The 18149-nt window shown below is 62.4% G+C and carries 19 protein-coding genes, 1 tRNA gene and 1 rRNA gene; 9 read left to right on the forward strand and 12 right to left on the reverse strand.

What is annotated here, in order from left to right:
• Positions 1–31: 31 nt before the first annotated feature.
• The 9 genes from FJY68_00620 to FJY68_00660 form a co-directional block, all read right to left on the reverse strand.
• Positions 32–454 carry an OsmC family protein gene (locus tag FJY68_00620; protein MBM3330335.1) on the reverse strand — a complete coding sequence of 141 codons (423 nt, stop codon included), beginning with the start codon at positions 452–454 and terminating at the stop codon, positions 32–34.
• Positions 455–463: 9 nt separating this feature from the next.
• Positions 464–1192, reverse strand: coding sequence for a hypothetical protein (locus tag FJY68_00625; protein MBM3330336.1), 729 nt, complete (start codon positions 1190–1192; stop codon positions 464–466).
• Positions 1193–1216: 24 nt separating this feature from the next.
• The gene (locus FJY68_00630; protein MBM3330337.1) at positions 1217–2044 is read right to left on the reverse strand and encodes a hypothetical protein; all 828 of its coding nucleotides are present in this window, start codon (positions 2042–2044) and stop codon (positions 1217–1219) included.
• 18 nt (positions 2045–2062) lie between these two features.
• On the reverse strand, positions 2063–2479 hold the full coding sequence (locus FJY68_00635) for a hypothetical protein (GenBank protein MBM3330338.1): 417 nt from the start codon (positions 2477–2479) through the stop codon (positions 2063–2065).
• Between the two features lie 68 nt (positions 2480–2547).
• Positions 2548–3054 (reverse strand): hypothetical protein, encoded by a 507-nt coding sequence (locus FJY68_00640; GenBank protein ID MBM3330339.1) that lies wholly within the window; start codon positions 3052–3054, stop codon positions 2548–2550.
• Positions 2997–3917 (reverse strand): hypothetical protein, encoded by a 921-nt coding sequence (locus FJY68_00645; GenBank protein MBM3330340.1) that lies wholly within the window; start codon positions 3915–3917, stop codon positions 2997–2999. The genes FJY68_00640 and FJY68_00645 overlap by 58 nt, the downstream gene beginning before the upstream one ends.
• A 21-nt stretch (positions 3918–3938) precedes the next feature.
• Positions 3939–5381 (reverse strand): aldehyde dehydrogenase family protein, encoded by a 1443-nt coding sequence (locus FJY68_00650; protein ID MBM3330341.1) that lies wholly within the window; start codon positions 5379–5381, stop codon positions 3939–3941.
• Positions 5382–5503: 122 nt separating this feature from the next.
• Positions 5504–7132, reverse strand: coding sequence for a hypothetical protein (locus tag FJY68_00655; protein MBM3330342.1), 1629 nt, complete (start codon positions 7130–7132; stop codon positions 5504–5506).
• Positions 7110–7316, reverse strand: coding sequence for a hypothetical protein (locus tag FJY68_00660; GenBank protein ID MBM3330343.1), 207 nt, complete (start codon positions 7314–7316; stop codon positions 7110–7112). Before FJY68_00660 ends, FJY68_00655 begins: the two co-directional genes overlap by 23 nt.
• A gap of 218 nt (positions 7317–7534) precedes the next feature.
• Between FJY68_00660 and FJY68_00665 the strand changes: the two genes are divergently transcribed.
• The 5 genes from FJY68_00665 to FJY68_00685 all read left to right on the forward strand — a co-directional run bounded on the left by FJY68_00665 (position 7535) and on the right by FJY68_00685 (position 12261).
• Positions 7535–7608: transfer RNA gene (locus FJY68_00665), tRNA-Val, on the forward strand.
• Positions 7609–7879: 271 nt separating this feature from the next.
• On the forward strand, positions 7880–8176 hold the full coding sequence (locus FJY68_00670; protein MBM3330344.1) for a co-chaperone GroES: 297 nt from the start codon (positions 7880–7882) through the stop codon (positions 8174–8176).
• 12 nt (positions 8177–8188) lie between these two features.
• Positions 8189–9844 carry a chaperonin GroEL gene (groL, locus tag FJY68_00675; GenBank protein ID MBM3330345.1) on the forward strand — a complete coding sequence of 552 codons (1656 nt, stop codon included), beginning with the start codon at positions 8189–8191 and terminating at the stop codon, positions 9842–9844.
• A gap of 126 nt (positions 9845–9970) precedes the next feature.
• Entirely contained in the window at positions 9971–10231 is a 261-nt protein-coding gene (locus FJY68_00680; protein MBM3330346.1) for a zinc ribbon domain-containing protein, read from the forward strand.
• 490 nt (positions 10232–10721) lie between these two features.
• Positions 10722–12261, forward strand: a 16S ribosomal RNA gene (locus FJY68_00685).
• A gap of 96 nt (positions 12262–12357) precedes the next feature.
• Here FJY68_00685 and rsmG read toward each other — a convergent pair.
• Genes rsmG through FJY68_00700 form a run of 3 tightly spaced genes read right to left on the reverse strand, consistent with a single transcriptional unit; the run spans position 12358 to position 14920 of the window.
• Entirely contained in the window at positions 12358–13032 is a 675-nt protein-coding gene (gene rsmG / locus FJY68_00690; protein MBM3330347.1) for a 16S rRNA (guanine(527)-N(7))-methyltransferase RsmG, read from the reverse strand.
• Positions 13033–13039: 7 nt separating this feature from the next.
• The gene (locus FJY68_00695) at positions 13040–13993 is read right to left on the reverse strand and encodes an HD domain-containing protein (GenBank protein MBM3330348.1); all 954 of its coding nucleotides are present in this window, start codon (positions 13991–13993) and stop codon (positions 13040–13042) included.
• A 24-nt stretch (positions 13994–14017) separates the two neighbouring features.
• On the reverse strand, positions 14018–14920 hold the full coding sequence (locus FJY68_00700; GenBank protein MBM3330349.1) for a PorV/PorQ family protein: 903 nt from the start codon (positions 14918–14920) through the stop codon (positions 14018–14020).
• 196 nt (positions 14921–15116) lie between these two features.
• Here FJY68_00700 and FJY68_00705 point away from each other — a divergent pair, with 196 nt between their 5' ends.
• The 4 genes from FJY68_00705 to ruvB are packed head-to-tail and all read left to right on the forward strand — an operon-like array spanning position 15117 to position 17951.
• Positions 15117–15872 (forward strand): YebC/PmpR family DNA-binding transcriptional regulator, encoded by a 756-nt coding sequence (locus FJY68_00705; GenBank protein ID MBM3330350.1) that lies wholly within the window; start codon positions 15117–15119, stop codon positions 15870–15872.
• A 6-nt stretch (positions 15873–15878) separates the two neighbouring features.
• Positions 15879–16358 (forward strand): crossover junction endodeoxyribonuclease RuvC, encoded by a 480-nt coding sequence (locus FJY68_00710; protein MBM3330351.1) that lies wholly within the window; start codon positions 15879–15881, stop codon positions 16356–16358.
• Positions 16352–16912, forward strand: coding sequence for a Holliday junction branch migration protein RuvA (locus tag FJY68_00715; GenBank protein ID MBM3330352.1), 561 nt, complete (start codon positions 16352–16354; stop codon positions 16910–16912). Before FJY68_00710 ends, FJY68_00715 begins: the two co-directional genes overlap by 7 nt.
• 43 nt (positions 16913–16955) lie before the next feature.
• Positions 16956–17951, forward strand: coding sequence for a Holliday junction branch migration DNA helicase RuvB (gene ruvB, locus FJY68_00720; GenBank protein ID MBM3330353.1), 996 nt, complete (start codon positions 16956–16958; stop codon positions 17949–17951).
• Positions 17952–18149: the final 198 nt, after the last annotated feature.

Genomic DNA, 18149 nt, shown 5'->3' on the forward strand with positions numbered 1-18149 from the left:
GCCCTTGCGATTCAGCGCCGGCGCGACGGACTCAGGTCTGGACTACTCGGACGGTGTAGCCGATCGGGCAGGCCTTCTTGAGCATCGCCGAGACCGAGCAGTACTTCTCCTGCGAAAGCTCGACCGCGCGCTTGACTTTCTCCTCTTCGAGGGCTTTGCCCGTCACCACATACTCGATGTCGATTCGGGTGTAGACCTTCGGGTGTTCCTCTGAACGCTCCGCCGACACATTGAGTTCGAACGCGGTCACATCCTGCCGCATCTTCCTGAGCAGCGGGACGACGTCCATGCCGGTACAGCCGCCAAGCGCGAGGAGCAGCAGTTCCAGCGGCTTGGTGGCAGAACTGTCGCCGTCGAACTCGGGCGCGGTATCCATCGGGACGAGGTGATTGGTCCCGGCCTTGCCGATGAACGTCATCCGGCCGGCCCAGCGGACGCTGGCTGCATGCTTCATTTGTCCCTCCTAGAACTTGCGGAGCAGGTTGAAACCGACACGGAAGTGGCCCCTGAGCAGGTCGAGTACGTCGGAGTTGGCGGTTGGTTCACCGAAGCTACGGAACATCGCCGGGGCTGACTGTTCGCGCGGAGTCCCGAGCGTGATGATGAAGTTGTGCCAGCCGATCTCTTTCTCAATGGCCAGGCTGGCAGCCAATTGCCGCGTCGTTGAGTCCCGGCCCACGAGCACCGGCTCGGCCTCAAGCGAAAGCGACCAAGTGTTGATTACCTGTACCTTGGCGCCGAGTCCGAGCGAGACGAAGTGCTTGCTAGTGTTGGTCGTGTAGCGCGGCTGGGCCACTACCGCAAGCTTCTCGCCGAACGTACGATGGCAACAGAGCCCGATGTTGAACCACGTGCTGTCGAGCTTGAAGCCGTAGAGGTGGGTGTTGATTTCCGGGTAGAGCGTGAGCCAGTCAACCGGGGCGTACGCTCCGCGCAGGCCGAGTTCCCGGCTGGAGATGGCGTCGGCGATGCCCACCAGCCACCGGTCCCCGAACGACTTGTCGAGAGTCACGCGGACGTTGGCGCCGGTGAATGCCCGCAATGGTTCGCGGGTCCACTCCGGTGCGGTCACTGCCCAGAGGAACCGGTGCGAGACGCAAACCTGCCAGACGTGCGATTCGGGCCGGACGCCGGTCGGCAGGTTGGCGATGCGCTGGCCGGGAAAGGCAAGAAACAGAAGAAGTAGAGTCACGAAGCACCCCTTTCGCGCCGCATCTCAGCGGACAAACTGAATCCTGGCAACCGAACTGATCTCTTCGCCAAAGCGGACAAAGTACGCCGCGGGCGGTACCAGCCGGCCAGCTGCATCGCGGCCGTTCCAAACGACGCGCACTAGCTCGCCGTCCGGCTGCGAAATCAGAGTCCTCACGAGCCGGCCCGAGCCTGCGTAGATTCGCACCGGTGAACCGGCCGGGCCCCAGTAGCTGATGACTACCCGATTGCGGGCCGGGCTTGCGTAGCGCCAGAAGTGGCGGCCCGGGGTCGAGCCCGGTTCGGCAACGCCGGTTTCGGAGACAACCAGGCTGTCACGGCAGATGCGGTCACCGGAGTTTCCGTTGTCGTTGTTGGCGGCGTTCGCGCACCAATAGAAGCGCACGGCGCCGGCGCCGGCAGCCGGCGCGCGCCAGCCGAAGGTCCAGGTTGTTGGTCCCGGCGTGCCGGGATGCGTGCCGCTGCTCCTGTGCTTCAAGTATCCCGGCGGCGACGAACTGTACTGGGTATTGGTCGAATCGGTGACGGTGAGCTGGCCGGCGCTGTTGTTCGCCTGGTCGACGATGGTCAGCTCGAACCCCCAGCGTGACTGGCCCGCGTAGCGAACCGATAGAGTCAGCGAGTAGAGCGAGTCAGGCTGGTACCAGTTGCCGACGAGACCCGCCAGCTCGGTCGAGTCGGCCGAACCGACGCCGGCATGGCAATCGTTGCACGTGCCCTCGCCCGGACGCCCGGTCTTGCCGTCCGGGGGCCCGCCCGAGTACGCCATCGCCAGCGCACACCACGAGCAGAGCGCAACCAGTATTCGCGTTTGCCAATCTGCAATCTGCAATCTGAAGTCTGAAACCACCTAGTTGTCCTTCGCGCCCTGGTTTATCCAGTTGCGGATGGTCGCGGTCTTGGTCGTGTCGAGCGGCGCGCCGCCAAGCGGCATCTGGGGAGTCTCAACGCCCATGATCTTGCGGTAGAGCTTGCTCGAGTCGGCTGAGTCAGGGGTCACGTTCGAAATCGTATCCGAGCCGGTGCCGGTGGCGCCGGCATAGCTCGTCAGCGAGTAGCCGCCGGACGGACTAGAGTTACCGTGACAGGTGATGCAGTTGGCGCTGAAGATGGGCTGGACGTCGGTTGCGTACGACGGGTCAACCGGCACGTCGGACGGAGCGGCGTCGCAACCAAGAACAACCAGTACCAGCAGGATCGGGACCAGTACGAGGAGCTTCACAGGTATTTCCTTTCGGTGCTTGCCGGACAGGAGATTATTGAGCAGCGGCCGCGGGAGTCAAGCAAGAGCGGGCCGGCGTTGCGCCGGCCCGCCCGATGACCGTAGAGAAGGGGCTACTTGTCCTTGGCGCCTTCGCTGATCCACTTGTGGAAGGTGGCGAGCCTGGCCGAGTCGAGCTTGCCCGCGGGCGGCATCTTGCCGCTCGCCAGCACCTGGTACAGCTTGCTGGAGTCGGGCTTGCCGGGGACGACCGGCTTGGCCAGCCCCTCGGGAGTGGTCAGGTCGTACTTGGCGGCGTTGCCGCCGGCCGCGTGGCAAGGCAGGCAGCTTGCCGTGATGATGGACTGGACCTCATGCGCAAGGACCGGGGCCGGCGCGGTTGTGTCCGCAACCGGAGCCTGTTCGGCCTTGGGGGCGGCCGGCGCCGCCGGCTGACTGCCGCAGCTGACGAGTAGCAGGACGATGGAAAACATGATCAGTATTCTCACGGTGGTTCCTTTCATTGGCCCTGAGTGGTCAATCATCAGCCGTGCGAGCCGCCTGTCAAGCGACGGAAGTGCCGCTAGCCGTTGAATGCCGGCAGGAGTTTCTGGATGTCGCGGATGGCTTCCTGTTCCCATGCCTTTGCCTCTAGGACGACGCGAACCTTCTCGCCCGGTTCCATCTCCTTGTTGCTGACCGCCTCAAGCCGGGTTGCGATTCCCTTGTACGTGGAACCAAGCTTGCGGGCCTGTGGCGAGACTCGGGCATACTTGTCGGCAATCTCGTCGAACCAGGCAGCGGCCATGGCCCGGCACTCGGACCAGACCATGGCATTCCACCAACTTCCGTGGCTGGCTCCATGCCCTGCTTCTACGGCCTTGACCCAGTTGTCATAGGCGGCCAGTCCGGTTGAGTACAGCTCTGGGCTGTGGTTTCTGGGATTCTCGAAGAGGTCCAAAGCGTAGCGCAGGCTGTCGCGGACGACCTTGGATTCGTCCGCGGCCGGTGCTTTCTTGAACGCCCAGAACGTGGCGTGGACTTCTTTGCCGAATTCCTTCCAGGAACCGTATGTCAGGCTCGGCGGCGTCGTGTCGACGCACGCGGACCAAGGCTGCAGTGCGAGCATCCGGTTGTCGTCATAGCCGTAGACCAGCTGGTTATCCATGTTGCCCATCCCGCACGGCTGTCCCTGGTCAATGTGCTCTCGCACTTTCCGCTCTATGGCCGCGCGCTCTTCAGGCGTGCTGCCACTGTGGCAGAACCCGAGTTCGATCATCTCCAGCCCCAGGTTGCGCACAAGCGGATAGAACTCGTCGTACTTCCAGCAGTACGGCCCGCTCGGGCAGAGCTGTTCGTGGATGTTCATCAGGAAGGCGTGTCCGGAGCCGCCGAAGGTCGCGGCGGCGCTCAGGTCGCCGCCGCAGTAGTCGAGCGCGCCTTTGACGACTCCTACCAGGCAGGCATTGAACGGCGGCTGGCGGAGACGCTCGAGTTTCTTCATTCTACTCTCCTCGACTGATGTTCAAGCTATGTTGAAGGACACCATTCTGATATCGGTCATTTCCTCGATGGCGAAGCGCGGGCCTTCGCGGCCGATGCCGGAGTCCTTGACGCCACCGTAGGGCATCTGGTCGGCGCGGACTGTCGCCGAGTCATTGATGAGGACATTGCCGACCTCGAGCTGCTCGGCGGCGCGAAGCGCCCGGCCGATGTCGCGGGTGAAGACACCGCAGGCGAGGCCGTAGTCGTACTCACCCAGCGCCGACCCCTGGTTGAATGAGGCTATCGCCTCGTCGTAGTCGCGGAAGGTGTGGATGGTGACGATAGGGGCGAAGCTTTCCTCGCACACGACGGGCAGTTCCGGCCCGGCACCCAGCAGGATGGTAGGGAACATTATGGTTCCTTCGGCTGAGCCGCCGCACAGGACTTCCGCGCCCGCGGCCCGGGCTTCTTCGACCAGCGATAGACCGCGGCTGAGCGCGGTCCGGTCTATCATCGGCCCGATGTCGGTTTCGGGCAGAGCCGGGTTGCCGCAGACGAGTTTCTCGACGGCGTCTACGAACCGGGCTGTGAACTGCTCGGCCACTGACTCGTGCACGTAGAGCCGCTGGGTGTGGATGCAGACCTGGCCGGAGAAGGAGAAGCCGCCTACCAGGCAGCGGCCAAGTGCTTTGTCGATGTCCGCAGTCTCATCAATGATGGCGCCGGAATTGGAGCCGAGTTCGAGGGTCACGCGCTTCAGGCCGGAGTCGCGCTTGATCGCTTCCCCGACCGCCGGGCTACCGGTGAAAGTGACCATCCGGATGCGGGAGTCGCGGACCAGAGCCGCGCCGACCGTGCCGCCCTCGCCGACGATGATGCTGAGCGCCCTGGGGGGCAGACCGGCGTCGAGTAGCGTCCTTCCCAGCAGCAGCGCGGTCAGCGGAGTCTTGGTCGCGGGCTTGAGGACCAAGGAATTGCCCGCGGCCAGTGCGGGCGCGACCTTGTGGAGCACCAGGTTGAGCGGGAAGTTGAAGGGCGTGATGGCGGCGATAGCGCCGAGCGGCACGCGGATGAAGAAGCCGCGGCGGTGCTCCGAGCCGCGCGCTGCGTCCATCGGCACAGTTTCGCCGTGGATGCGGAGTGCCTCGCCTGCGGCAAAGCGAAGGGTTTCGACGCCACGTGAGACCTCGACAGATGCGTACTTGCGCGGTTTGCCGGCCTCGGCGATGATGGACTCGGTGAACTCGTCGCCTCGCTGTTCGAGCAGTGCGGCGGCCTTCGCGAGAATCGCGGAGCGACTGTGGGCGGGTAACCGGCGCATATCGGCCGCGCCGGTCGCGGCGGCAGCGATGGCCGCGTCTGTGACCGACTCAGTGGCAACCGGGATTTCACAAATGACCGATTCATCATACGGATTGATGACCGGCAGAGCTCTCTCGGTGGCGACCCACTCGCCGGCAATCAGCAGCTTTGGTTGTTCCATCTTGGTGAGAGGATAGGCTGTCGCGTCAGGCAAGTCAAACGTCATTTGCGGGACGGCTTCGGAAGGGACGCAGGGGTGTCCGTTCCATGCCGGCGGCGAAGCTGCGACCTGGTGCTTGGACGCTACGGCGCGGCACCCGGCCGTGCCGGTCCGTCTGCGGCCTGGTATGACTCCGGCCGGTCCACGTCGTAGAAGCGATACGGACGGTCCAACCGGGAGTAGTAGCTCCGGTCCGGCAGGAGGGCCATCGTCGTGTCAAAGTACTGACTGAGGACGACCCGGAATGTGTTTACCGGTGAGATTGAGTCGTAGAGCAGGGCAGATGTCTCGGTCCGGCGGCCGGAAGGCGGGAGATACGCCGCGTAGAGAATGGCCATACGCTCCTCCAACTGGCTCTGCGCGGAGTCGCCCCAGGAGACCGTTTCTCTCAGCCCGTGGTCGGCCTGGATGATGATGACCGGGGGGCGCTGCGACTGCGCCATGATTTGTCGCACTACGGCTTCGAGCAGCGAGCCGAGGTAGAGTGCCTGGCCGCCGTAGCTGCTAACGTTAGCAGGCAAACCGCGCGGGCGGAAGATAAAGGGCCGGTGCGGACTCAGGACGTGGGCGAAGACAAACACCGGGTGACGGCTCCGCCCCGCGTACGGCAGGTTCCGCAAGGTGTAGAGCACGCGGTCGCGGTGCCGGTCGACCGAGGAGGCGTGCCGCATAATGAGGATGTCTCGGAGCAGCGTCGTGTTCACCAGGATGCCCTGGAACTCGGTCAGAGACCAGGGCGGGGACAGGCGCACGTCGGCGGCGAACTGGTCGGTGCCGGCATCGCCCGAAGCAAACGACACGGTCTTGTAGCCTCGGCGGCGCAGAAAACCGGCCAGCCGGCTGTTCTTGATCATGCCGAGCAGCGGACCGCCGTTGTCTGATTCCGTGCCCACTGCCGCGGCCAGGCTGTCCAGGTAGGTGAAATTGAGCGACGAGGCGAGTGAGGGATGGGTCCAGGCGTAGTTCGAGCGTGCCCGGTCGGCGACGAAGAAACCAAGGCTCTCGAGTTTGCCGAGGAACGCGCTATTGTCGGCGTTGTGGCCGGACTTAAGCACGTCGGACCGGACGTAGGAATCGGCAATGATGTAGTAGATGTCGGGGTAGCCGGCGCCGGTCGCCGCAGCTTCCTGTCCGGTTCCGTGCTCGGCGCGCGGCGGACGATGAGCGAAGGCGCGCAGGCCCGTCGCCAGATTGACGGTGAGGATGCCGCCGGCGACGCAGTTCAGCACGACCGTGACCCCGGACAGAGAACGTCGAGCCCTGCGCTTCCGGCGTCGGACGACCAGCCAGACTCCGATGCCCAGCAACACGGTCCCTCCCAGGAGCAGTTCCGCGCTCGCAAACACCTCGGGCATGTATGAGCCGGCGACGTGCCCGTAGAGAAAGAAGAGCACGAGGAACAGCGACACGAGCAGTGCCGCCCGCGCCGCGCTGTGGAACAGAAGCCCGAGGATCGCCCAGAGGACGGCAGTCATTGCCAGGGAGAGCGCGATGGGCACCAGCAATTCGCGGGGGTCAATCGGGATCCGGGCGCCGTTGTAGGCGTAGACGAAGAGAACCGGAGCTATCGCGAACAGGACCGGGTGAAGCGGCAGCGCGCTACGGCCCGGTTTCTGGTTGGCTTGTTCTTCTCTCGCCGCTGGTAGGGTTCCGGAGCGGGCGCCCTGGAGATGGGGCGGCACCGGACGCTCAGGACCGGCTTTCCTCGTCACTGTTTTTGTACCTGAAGAGACGTTTGAAGAAAGTCAGGACCCGTCGCCAGAACACGCCCAGCGCAAACAGCCCGCCCAGCAGGCCGCCAATCAGCAGTTGCACGACGTAGCTGCCCGTTCCCGGGTCCAGATACGCCTGCGCGACCGAAGGCAGCGCCAGCGGCAACAACGTCAAGAGCAGCAGGGCTCGGGCCGGACTGCCGGGCGCAGGTTTCACGCGCCTACTTTAGCCGCGCAGATTCAGGCAGTCAAGAGACCCGTGACGTCCGATTGTGGCAAGCGGCCGTCACCAAGTCGGATTGCGGCGGAATGAAAGCGACACAGTGGCAGTGTTGACGCCGGACTTGTTGCGGTTGCTGCTGATTTGACAGAGGCGGACAATGGCCTATAATTCAGGCGCGAGGGCGATTAGCTCAGTCGGCTAGAGCGCCTCTCTTACACGGAGGAGGCCATCTGTTCAATTCAGATATCGCCCATTTCCGTAACTTCTTTCAATCCAAGCTGTTAGGATTGTAGTCGGTCAGGCGCGGCAATTGCCGTGCCGCGGGAGCGAATCTGGGCCGCTCGGTTCGGGTCTAAGAAGATGGAAGGTTTTTGTATTACAGAAGTTAGCTGACAAATCGCCGCGTTCCGGGAGGTCCCGGAATCAGGCGAGAGTAGTAGGTGTCGGTGCATTGCCGGGAGCGGCAATCCCGGCGAGTAGACTGCGGTTTTCAACTAGAACTCACAACGTCCTAAGGAGGAGTCATGAAGATACGACCGCTACAGGACAGAATCCTGGTCGAGCGCATCGAAGAGGAAGTAAAGAAGGGTGGAATCATCATTCCCGATTCCGCCAGGGAGAAGCCCCAGCAGGGGAAGGTGATCGCCGCCGGTCCGGGAAAAGTGGATGAGAAGGGCACCCGGATTCCGATGGAAGTGAAGAAGGGCGACATCATCCTGTTCGGGAAGTACTCCGGCAACGAGATCCGCATCGGCGAGGAAGAGCATCTCATCATGCGCGAGGACGACGTTCTCGCGGTGATCGAGAAGGAAGCGAAGTAAGGAGGAGCGAGCATGCCAGCCAAAGATTTGAGATTCGAAGACGAAGCACGGCGAGCGATTCTCCGCGGGGCGCAGCAGTTGGCGCACGCGGTGAAGGTGACCCTGGGACCACGCGGCCACAATGTCATCATCGACAAGAAGTGGGGCGCGCCGACCGTTACCAAGGACGGCGTGACCGTGGCCAAGGAAGTCGAGCTCGAAGACAAGTTCGAGAACATGGGCGCCCAGATGATCAAGGAAGTGGCGTCCAAGACTTCCGACGTTGCCGGAGACGGCACGACCACCGCGACGGTGCTGGCCGAGGCGATCTATCGCGAGGGCCTGAAGAACGTCACCGCCGGCGCGAACTCGATGGCCTTGAAGCGCGGCGTTGATGCGGCGGTCGAGACCGCAGTGGCCGAGCTGAAGAAGATGTCGAAGAAGACCACCGGCCGCGAGGAGATCATGCAGGTCGCGGCCATCTCCGCCAACAACGACAAGGAGATCGGCAAGCTGATTGCCGACGCGATGGAGAAGGTCGGCAAGGAAGGCGTGATCACGGTCGAAGAGGCGAAGTCGGTCGAGACGACGCTCGAGGTCGTGGAGGGCATGCAGTTCGACCGCGGCTACCTGTCGCCTTACTTCGCGCTGGAGCCCGGTACGACCACCCCGCAGAACCCGAAGATGGAAGCCGTCGTCGAGGACGCGCTGGTCCTGCTCTATGAGAAGAAGATCTCGTCGATGCGCGACCTGCTGCCCGTGCTCGAGAAGGTCGCCCAGCGGGGCAAGCCGGTGCTGATCATCGCCGAGGAAGTAGAAGGCGAGGCGCTGGCCGCGCTGGTCGTCAATCACATCAAGGGCACGCTCCGCTGCGCCGCCGTGAAGGCCCCGGGCTACGGCGACCGCCGTCGGGCGATGCTCGAGGATATCGCCGTGCTGACCGGCGGCCGGCTGATCTCTGAGGACCTCGGCATCAAGCTCGAGAACGTCCAGGTTTCCGACCTGGGTATCGCCAAGCGGGTCGTCATCGACAAAGAGAACACGACCATCGTCGAGGGTGCCGGCAAGAAGGCCGACATCACCGCCCGGATCGAGCAGATCCGGAAGCAGGTCGAGGAGACCAAGTCCGACTACGACAAGGAGAAGCTGCAGGAACGGCTGGCCAAGCTGGCCGGCGGCGTTGCGGTCATCAACGTCGGTGCTTCCACTGAGGTCGAGATGAAGGCGAAGAAGGCGCTGGTCGAGGACGCGCTGCACGCGACCCGGGCCGCGGTCGAAGAGGGCGTGGTGCCGGGCGGCGGCGTCGCCCTGGTGCGCTGCATCCCCGCCATCGAGAAGATGAAGCTCGAGGGCGACGAGAAGGTCGGCGCAGCCATCGTCAAGCGGGCGCTCGAGGAACCGATCCGGATGCTGGCCGAGAACGCCGGCGTGGACGGCTCCATCGTGTTTGAGCGGGTAAAGTCGGACAAGCCCAACATGGGCTTCAACTGCGAGTCGCTCGAGTACGTCGACATGTTCGAGGCCGGCGTGATCGACCCGACCAAGGTTGCTCGCGTCGCCCTGCAGAACGCGGCGAGCGTGGCCAGCCTGATGCTCACCACCGAGTGCGCCATCGCCGAGCTGCCGGAGAAAGAGAAGATGCCGCCGATGCCACCGGGCGGCGGCGGCGGATACGGCGGGGACTACTAGAAACGCCTGACGCGTAACGCATAACGCCTGACGCATGACGCTGGAACCACCCCCGCCGCTTCGCGGCGGGGGTGGTCCTCATTTCAGCGTGATGCGTGGTGCGTAGAGCGTAGCGCGTCTCCAGCCATGCCTACCTACGAGTATCAGTGCCAGAAGTGCGGACACCGCTTCAGCGAGTTCCAGCGGATTGTTGACCCGCCCATCAAGGACTGCCCGAAGTGTAGGAAGAGGAACTGCGTGGAGCAGATCATTTCCGGCGGCAGCGGCCTGATATTCAAGGGCTCCGGTTTCTACACTACCGACTACAAGCGCAAGCCTTCCAGTGACAGCGGGACATCGGCCAAGTCCGATAGTCCCAAGCCTCCCACCGACACGAATAAGAGCTGAGTCAAGGCTTGCGGTCGCCGGCCGCGGCCTTGGTGGCCGCACAAGCTTCAGGCCGCAGTCTCCGGGTCAAGTACAGCCCCAGGCCGTCTCTCGGGCGCAAACCCAAGCGCAAGCCTTCCTGAGCTCGATCTCTACTCAGGCCTGAACCTGGATCGGGACAGGCTACTTTCGGCTGTGGTTCGGGTCTCTGTGACCCCACCAGTGGTGTTTCTGCCACGGTTTTCGAGGTGTCTGGGGACGATTTGCGACCCCTTCACGCTGTCGGTATCCGGGTCTGGCGCGATCCCGAGCTAAGTGTATGAACAGGCAGGATATGAGTGCCACAAGCTCTGTGCAAGTATGGGGTTGACAAAAGGCCGTTTCTCTGTATCCTTGGTCACAGGCATATCGTTCTTTGATAATTCGGATGTAACCCAAAGCGTGCTCGGGTTTGTGCCATAACTAGTTGATTCAAGACATCAGAGCAGACAGACCCCTAAGATTTTTTGCTTGGAGGGTTTGATCCTGGCTCAGGACTAGCGCTGGCGGTGTGTCTTAGACATGCAAGTCGGGCGGGATACATTGTTGTAGCAATACAGTGGTGTGTTTAGCGGCGAACGGGTGAGCAATACAAGGGCAACCATCCCTCAGGAGGGGCACAACCCACCGAAAGGTGGGCTAATACCCCATGTTCTGCGGCGGAGGCATCTCTGCCGCAGCAAAGGCGCCGCAAGGTGCCGCCTCTGGACGGGCTCTTGTCCTATCAGCTTGATGGCGGGGTAACGGCCCACCATGGCAACGACGGGTAGCCGGCGTGAGAGCGTGACCGGCCACAGGGGAACTGCGATACGGTCCCCACTCCTACGGGAGGCAGCAGTCTAGAAATTTGGGCAATGGGCGAAAGCCTGACCCAGCGACACCGCGTGGAGGATGAAGTCTTTCGGGATGTAAACTCCTGACAGGCGGAGCGATGCCGTTCCGGAGTAACTGCCGGAACGGTGACGGTACTGCCAAAGGAAGCCCCGGCTAACTACGTGCCAGCAGCCGCGGTAATACGTAGGGGGCAAGCGCTGTCCGGATTTACTGGGCGTAAAGGGTGTGCAGGCGGACTGGCGTGTCGATGGTGAAAGCTCCCGGCTTAACCGGGAAAGTGCTGTCGAAACTACCAGCCTTGAGGACGGAAGAGGAAACTGGAACTTCTGGTGTAGCGGTAAAATGCGTAGATATCAGAAGGAACGCCGATAGCGAAGGCAGGTTTCTGGGACGTTCCTGACGCTGAAACACGAAAGCTAGGGGAGCAAACAGGATTAGATACCCTGGTAGTCCTAGCTGTAAACGATGTACATTAGGCGTGGGGATTTTCCCCGTGCCGGAGCCAACGCGTTAAATGTACCGCCTGGGGACTACGGCCGCAAGGTTGAAACTCAAAGGAATTGACGGGGACCCGCACAAGCGGTGGAGGATGTGGTTCAATTCGATGCTACGCGAAGAACCTTACCTGGGCTTGACATGCAGGTAGTAGTGACCCGAAAGGGAAGCGACCGGGGTTTACCCTGGAGCCTGCACAGGTGCTGCATGGCTGTCGTCAGCTCGTGCCGTGAGGTGTATGGTTAAGTCCCGCAACGAGCGCAACCCCTGCCCCTAGTTGCAAACCCGCGAGGGTGCACTCTAGGGGGACTGCCTCCGTCAAGGAGGAGGAAGGTGGGGATAACGTCAAGTCATCATGGTCCTTATGCCCAGGGCTACACACGTCCTACAGTGGCCGTTACAATGGGATGCTACATCGCGAGGTGATGCCAATCCTGTAAAAGCGGCCATGGTTCGGATTGCAGGCTGCAACTCGCCTGCATGAAGATGGAATCGCTAGTAATCACTGATCAGCATGCAGTGGTGAATACGTTCCCGGGTCTTGTACACACCGCCCGTCACGCCATGGGAGTCGGCAATGCCCAAAGTCCCTCTTTACGAGGGCCTAAGGCAGGGCCGATGACTGGGGCGAAGTCGTAACAAGGTAGCCGTACGGGAACGTGCGGCTGGATCACCTCCTTTCTACGAGTTTTGCACGAACCCGGGCACGCTTTTTGTCGTTACATCCAATTCTGAAAGATTGAAGGCCAAACGGCCTTCTTTCTTTTTGCGGGCAGTTCCTACTTCTGAGAGCCGAGGACGATGAAACGACGGGGGATGCTGGAAAGGGGGAGAAGGATGTCGTGCGAACCGGCGACACGCAGGAGATTGCGCGCCAGCAGCCTGCCGGCCTTTGAGAGTTCCGCCGAGCAATCTCGAGTCTTGTACAAGATGATGCTGCCGTTCGGCTTCCGGTGCCGACCCGCGTAGCGCACCACGTCCTGGAGAGGCCCGGAAAGCCGGCTGAGGACGACGTCGCATTCCAGGGACGGCAGTGACTCCGCCCGCGCGTTCAGTACCTCAACATGGGCGAGGCCGAGTTCGGTCACCGCGGTCTGCAGGAAACGACTTCTCTTCTGTGACGATTCGATGAGCTGCATCCTGAGGTCGGGCCGGGCGATGGCGAGAGGTATGCCGGGCAGGCCGGCCCCGCTCCCGATATCGCATACCCGCGCGGCGGGAGGCAGCAAACGCTGCACGGCCAGGGAGTCAATCGCGTGATAGGAGAGGATGCGCCCGGTGTCGCGGCGCGAGACGAGGTTGATGCGCTGGTTCCAGTCCCGCAGCAGCTGCGCATAGCGGAGGAGCGAGTCGTATTGCGGCTGGGTCAATTCGACGCCGAGTTGCCGGCAGGCTGCCTCGAGGGTGGGAAAGTCGGGGTCGGGAACCGGCGACGCGATCGCGGGAGCGAACATGGCTCGCCTATCCGGCGGGCGGGTCTTTTATGTAGACGTTCGTTTCCAGGTAGGTCTGGTAGTCGGTCCACTTGGTGCCCGGGTTCCTCTCGACCGCCTCGCGGAACATCGCCGCGCGGGCATCAAGATTGTCCAGGAAGTAGACAATGAACGCCTCGGCGAACTTCGGGGTCTTGGGCGAGCCGAATTCCATCTGGCCGTGGTGGGCCAGGATGATGTGGAGCAGCATCCGGGCCGTTTCCACCGGGAATCCCTCTATGCCTGCTATCTTGTCCTGGACCATCTGATACCCAAGCGTGATGTGGCCGAGAAGGCGCCCGTCATAGGAATGGTCAATCGCAACGTCGTAGACGTACTCGCGGATCTTGCCCACGTCGTGCAGTATGACGCCGGCAAGCAAGAGATCGGCGTCAATCTCCTCGTAGACCAAGGGGAAGCTCCGGGCAAGCCGAGCCATCAGTAGCGTATGCTCGAGCAATCCGCCAAGGTAGGCATGGTGAACCCGGGCGCCGCCCGGGGCGAGCGAGAACTGCTCGACGAACTTCTCGTCGGCGAAGAAGGAGTCCAGCAGGACGCGGAGATGCTGGTTCTTGACAGCGGCCATGTATCCCCGCAGCTCGGTCATCATCTCGGCGCGGTCATAGCGGGAGGCGGCGATGAAGTCGTCACGCGAGATGTCGGAAGGGGCGGCCGGGTGGATAACGCTGACGTTGAACTGCGGTTTGCCCTGGTAGTCTCCCATCCGGCCGGCGACTCGGTAGAAACCTCCGACCTCGACGCAGCGCAGGGCGTCCTCAATCCGGTCCCACATTATGGCTGCGACCGAGCCGGTCTTGTCACGCAGTTCGAGTGTCAGGAAGGCGCCGCCGTCGCGGCGTTCCTTCACGTCCCGGCGTGAGCAGTAGAAGACGTCATCGACCTGCGAGCCGGGCTTGATGTCCTTGATGAACTGTCTCTTCATGGTTGGTTTGCTGCCGCGAGCGGGCTAGAGGGAAAACGCCAGCGAGAGGCGATGGGCGACGCCGAGTTCGACCATGGGGATGAAGCAGTAGTCGAGTTGGTATCCGCGCCAGCGGAAGCCGAGGCCGGTGGTCACGCCGGCAAGGATGTCTTCGCCGGCGCCGGCTCTGAGGTCAACACCTTCGGTTGTATAGCCGGCGCGCACCACCAGAAGGTCGGCAACCCAGCCTTCGACGCCGGCGCGGACGTTGATCCGGTTGTCAACCGGTTTACGCACGTCTAGTGCCACATTGAGCGCCGGGTTCGGCTGGTAGGCAAGCCCAAGTCCAAAGTCGATCGGCATCGGGTCCACGCTGTCCCGGAAAGCCCTGATCTGATAGCCGACGTTCTTCACCGCCAAACCGGCGGTCAGCCCAGCGACCGGCAGTCGGTAGGTAGCGCCTAGGTTGCCGGCTAGTCCCAATCCGAAAAAGGTGTCGATGGAGCCGTATAGCCCTTGCAGGGCAACGCCGACCGCGAAGTCATCGGCGAGCCGCATTGCTCCGCTGAGGTTGAGATTGGCATAAGAGACGCCGAACGTGCCAAGCTCCTCGCCTCGTTCGTTGGTGCGCTTCATCGTACCGGAGTTCAGGTAGACTATCCCGAACCCCACGCCCTTGTCAGTGCCGACCGGCTGGCTGTAAGCGGCGGAGCCGGTGTGGATACCTGCCACGTAGTTGAGGTAGCCGACATGGGCGCGCGGGCTTTCCGCCGTCAGCACGTGCGCCGGGCTGAACCAGAAGCCCATCGGGCTGGAGGCGCTGCCGATTCCGGCGCCGCCCATTGCCGCCTCGCGGGCGGTCGGCGTTATACGGAGAAAGTCGAAGCCGGTGGTGCCGGCGTTCGGGTCGATCCCGACTAGAACCAAGGCCAGTGTCAGGGGGAGCATGATGCTTCAAAGTTAAGGTCGTTTGCCGCAGTTGTCAAGCTTATTCGAGCGGCACGATGTTGACATCAGTGCCTCCAGCAATAGAATAGGGGCGAGAACACTAGACGATAATCCGAGTCCGGTGTCGTGACGGGACTGTCGTTCAATTACTATGCGACAATCGGCGCCGCGGTGCCGGTTGCTGAGGAGGATAGTTATGTCCGGGCATTCTAAATGGTCCACAATCAAGCACAAGAAGGGCAAGGCAGACCAAGCGCGGGGCGCGGCCTTTTCGAAGCTGATTCGGGAAATCACTACGGCTGCCAGGATCGGCGGCGGCGACGTGAACGCCAACCCCAGGCTGCGCACGGCGGTCGAGTCGGCCAAGGCGATCAACATGCCGGCCGACAACGTCGACCGCGCCATCAAGAAAGGCACCGGCGAACTGCCGGGCGTCACCTATGAAGAGACCATTTACGAAGGCTACGGTCCGGGCGGAGTGGCCCTGATGATCCGAGCGCTGACCGACAACAAGAACCGGAGCACGGCGGAAGTCCGTCACGTCTTCGACAAGTACGGCGGCAGTATGGGCGCGGCCGGGTCGGTCGCGTGGCAGTTCAAACCGCAGGGACTGATAGTCGTGTCAAAGGACAAGGCGAGCGAGGACGCCGTTCTGAACGCGGCGCTGGAGGCCGGGGCCGACGACGTGAAGACCGAAGCGAGCGCCTACTCGATCACGACCCCGATTGGTGCGCTTGAGAAGGTGAAGAAGCAACTCAAGGACGCCACCATCCCGTTTGAAAGCGCGGAATTGACCATGATCGCAGCCAACTCGGTCAAGCTGTCCGAGGCGGAAGCGCCCAAGGTCCTCAAGCTGATTGAGATGCTGGAGGAACTCGAAGAGGTCCAACAGGTCTACGACAACTCCGACATCCCCGAAGAGATACTGGAGAAGATAGCGGCCGAGGACTAGTCTGTCTTGAGGATTCTGGGGATTGACCCAGGGCTGGGCGCGACCGGATACGGGATCATCGAAGACGGCGAGGCCACCGAGTTCGGCCTCATCACGACTGACGCAGGTCAACCCACTCCAGAACGGCTCCGATCGCTGGGCGAGGGTCTCGAAGAGGTGGTCCGGCGCAACCGGCCGACAATCTGCGCGCTTGAGACCCTCTTCTTCAAGTCGGTCGGGGCGAGGAGCGTGATTCGCTCGGCCGAGGCTCGCGGCACGATCATCTACGTTCTGGGCCGGAACCGCATACCGGTAACCGAGCTGACCCCAGCTACCATCAAGCTGGCCCTGACCGGGAGTGGCCGGGCGTCGAAACACCAGATGAATTACATGGTCAAACGGCTGCTCTCTCTGGGGGAGAGGGTTTCTGAGCACGCGGCAGATGCCCTGGCCGCCGCCTACTGCCTCAGTCGTAGGCAGCCGGCGAGAGCGGGGCGGCGATGCTAGCACGACTACGCGGCCTCCTGGCAGAGAAGGACCCGACACGGGTCGTAGTTGACTGCCAGGGTATCGGGTTCGGCCTGAAAGTCCCGCTGTCCACATCACGGCGGTTGGCCGATGACGGCGGCGAGGTCACTCTGCACGTGCACACCCATTTCACCCGGGAAGGGGTGGAGCTGTTCGGTTTCCTGGACAAGGATGAGAGGACCGCGTTCCAGCGGCTGATGTCGGTGTCGGGAATCGGACCCAAGGCTGGCCTGAACCTGCTATCCCGATTCGCTCCCGCGGAGATAGAATCCATAATAGCCAACGGCAAGGCTGACGTGTTGCGGACCGTGCCCGGTATCGGGCCGACCAAGGCAGACAGTATCATCAAGAAGCTGCAAGCCGAAGCCCTGCCGCCAGAAGGCGGCTCGGGTCTGCTGGCGGACGCGGAGTCGGCGCTGGTTTCGCTGGGGCTGACGCACCGCGAGGCCAAGGAACGTCTGCGTCGGGTTGGTTCGGCCGAGAGCCTCAGCCTGCAGGAGCTCCTGAAGCTGGCGCTGGCACATCGAGGCTAGCCGGGACGTGGTTCAGACGGAACGGATTTCATCTCCTCAGCGGATGCGGGGAGAGGAGGCGTTGGACGAGGAAATCCGGCCCCGTACCCTAGATGACTTCATTGGCCAGGACCGTCTGAGGGACAACCTGCGGGTTTTCATCGAGGCGGCCAAGCTGCGTGGGGAGCCGCTCGAGCACGTCTTGCTCTTCGGTCCGCCCGGCCTGGGCAAGACGACCCTCGCCTACATCATCGCGGGTGAGATGGGCGCAGCGCTCAGGGCTAGTTCGGGACCGATACTTGAACGACCCGTGGATCTTGCCGGCATCCTCACCGGTCTTGCTGCGAAGGACGTGCTGTTCATAGACGAGATACATCGGACCAACAAGTCAGTGGAAGAATACCTGTACCCCGCAATGGAGGACTTCTCGCTCGACGTGCTTATCGACAAGGGGCCAGGCGCCAGATCCGAGAAGATAGGCTTGCACGGTTTTACCCTGGTCGGAGCCACAACCCGTTCCGGTTTGCTGACTGCGCCATTGCGCTCCCGCTTCGGCATGTCTTTCCATCTCGACTACTATCCGGCTGAGGACCTCGTTCTCATCGTCCGGCGTACTGCGCGCATCCTCGGCGTGAAGGTCGAAGACGATGCGGCCGCGGAAATCGCCCGAAGGTCTCGCGGAACTCCCAGGATCGCCAACCGGCTGCTGCGGCGCGTCCGCGATTTCGCCCAGGTGGGTGGTAAAGAGCTGGTGGATAAAGAGATAACTCGCTATGCTCTGACCCAACTCGATGTCGACACGCTCGGACTGGATGAGATGGACAAGAAGATACTCACGACAATAATCGACCGGTTCAGTGGCGGACCAGTGGGTGCGTCATCGCTGGCAGTGGCCGTAGGAGAGGATGTCGGCACTCTGGAAGAGGTGTACGAGCCATTCCTGGTCCAGCAGGGGCTCATTCAGAGGACGCCGCGAGGACGGATTGCCCAGAAACGGGCATACGATCACTTCTGCCGCAAGGCGTCGAACCACCGCCAGAGCGAACTGGACCTCGGCTAAGCCCGTCCGCAATACGTGGAGAGGTGCGATTCCTCGTCGCGTGGCTGTGACCGAGGGCACAGCGGGAGTGCTGAGAACAAATGGTCTGAACGCTCTTCGTGGGGTCCGCGGCGGGTATCACGGCTATCCGGGCCGATCTTCCTGTTAGTTAAGTCTCAGTATTCAAATTACTTAGATTCAGTCACCGGACTTGGCTGA

The sequence above is a fragment of the candidate division WOR-3 bacterium genome, from assembly GCA_016867815.1.
GTDB lineage: Bacteria > Hydrothermota > Tepidihabitantia > Tepidihabitantales > Tepidihabitantaceae > UBA2258.

Coding starts and splice junctions, on each gene's coding strand:
- FJY68_00620 (MBM3330335.1), bottom strand. CDS start 454: ATGAAGCATGCAGCCAGCGTCCGCTGGGCCGGCCGGATGACGTTCATC.
- FJY68_00680 (MBM3330346.1), top strand. CDS start 9,971: ATGCCTACCTACGAGTATCAGTGCCAGAAGTGCGGACACCGCTTCAGC.
- ruvB (MBM3330353.1), top strand. CDS start 16,956: ATGCGGGGAGAGGAGGCGTTGGACGAGGAAATCCGGCCCCGTACCCTA.
- FJY68_00645 (MBM3330340.1), bottom strand. CDS start 3,917: ATGAAGAAACTCGAGCGTCTCCGCCAGCCGCCGTTCAATGCCTGCCTG.
- FJY68_00700 (MBM3330349.1), bottom strand. CDS start 14,920: ATGCTCCCCCTGACACTGGCCTTGGTTCTAGTCGGGATCGACCCGAAC.
- FJY68_00705 (MBM3330350.1), top strand. CDS start 15,117: ATGTCCGGGCATTCTAAATGGTCCACAATCAAGCACAAGAAGGGCAAG.
- groL (MBM3330345.1), top strand. CDS start 8,189: ATGCCAGCCAAAGATTTGAGATTCGAAGACGAAGCACGGCGAGCGATT.
- FJY68_00715 (MBM3330352.1), top strand. CDS start 16,352: ATGCTAGCACGACTACGCGGCCTCCTGGCAGAGAAGGACCCGACACGG.
- FJY68_00640 (MBM3330339.1), bottom strand. CDS start 3,054: ATGGGAACAGGAAGCCATCCGCGACATCCAGAAACTCCTGCCGGCATT.
- FJY68_00650 (MBM3330341.1), bottom strand. CDS start 5,381: ATGGAACAACCAAAGCTGCTGATTGCCGGCGAGTGGGTCGCCACCGAG.
- FJY68_00670 (MBM3330344.1), top strand. CDS start 7,880: ATGAAGATACGACCGCTACAGGACAGAATCCTGGTCGAGCGCATCGAA.
- FJY68_00695 (MBM3330348.1), bottom strand. CDS start 13,993: ATGAAGAGACAGTTCATCAAGGACATCAAGCCCGGCTCGCAGGTCGAT.
- rsmG (MBM3330347.1), bottom strand. CDS start 13,032: ATGTTCGCTCCCGCGATCGCGTCGCCGGTTCCCGACCCCGACTTTCCC.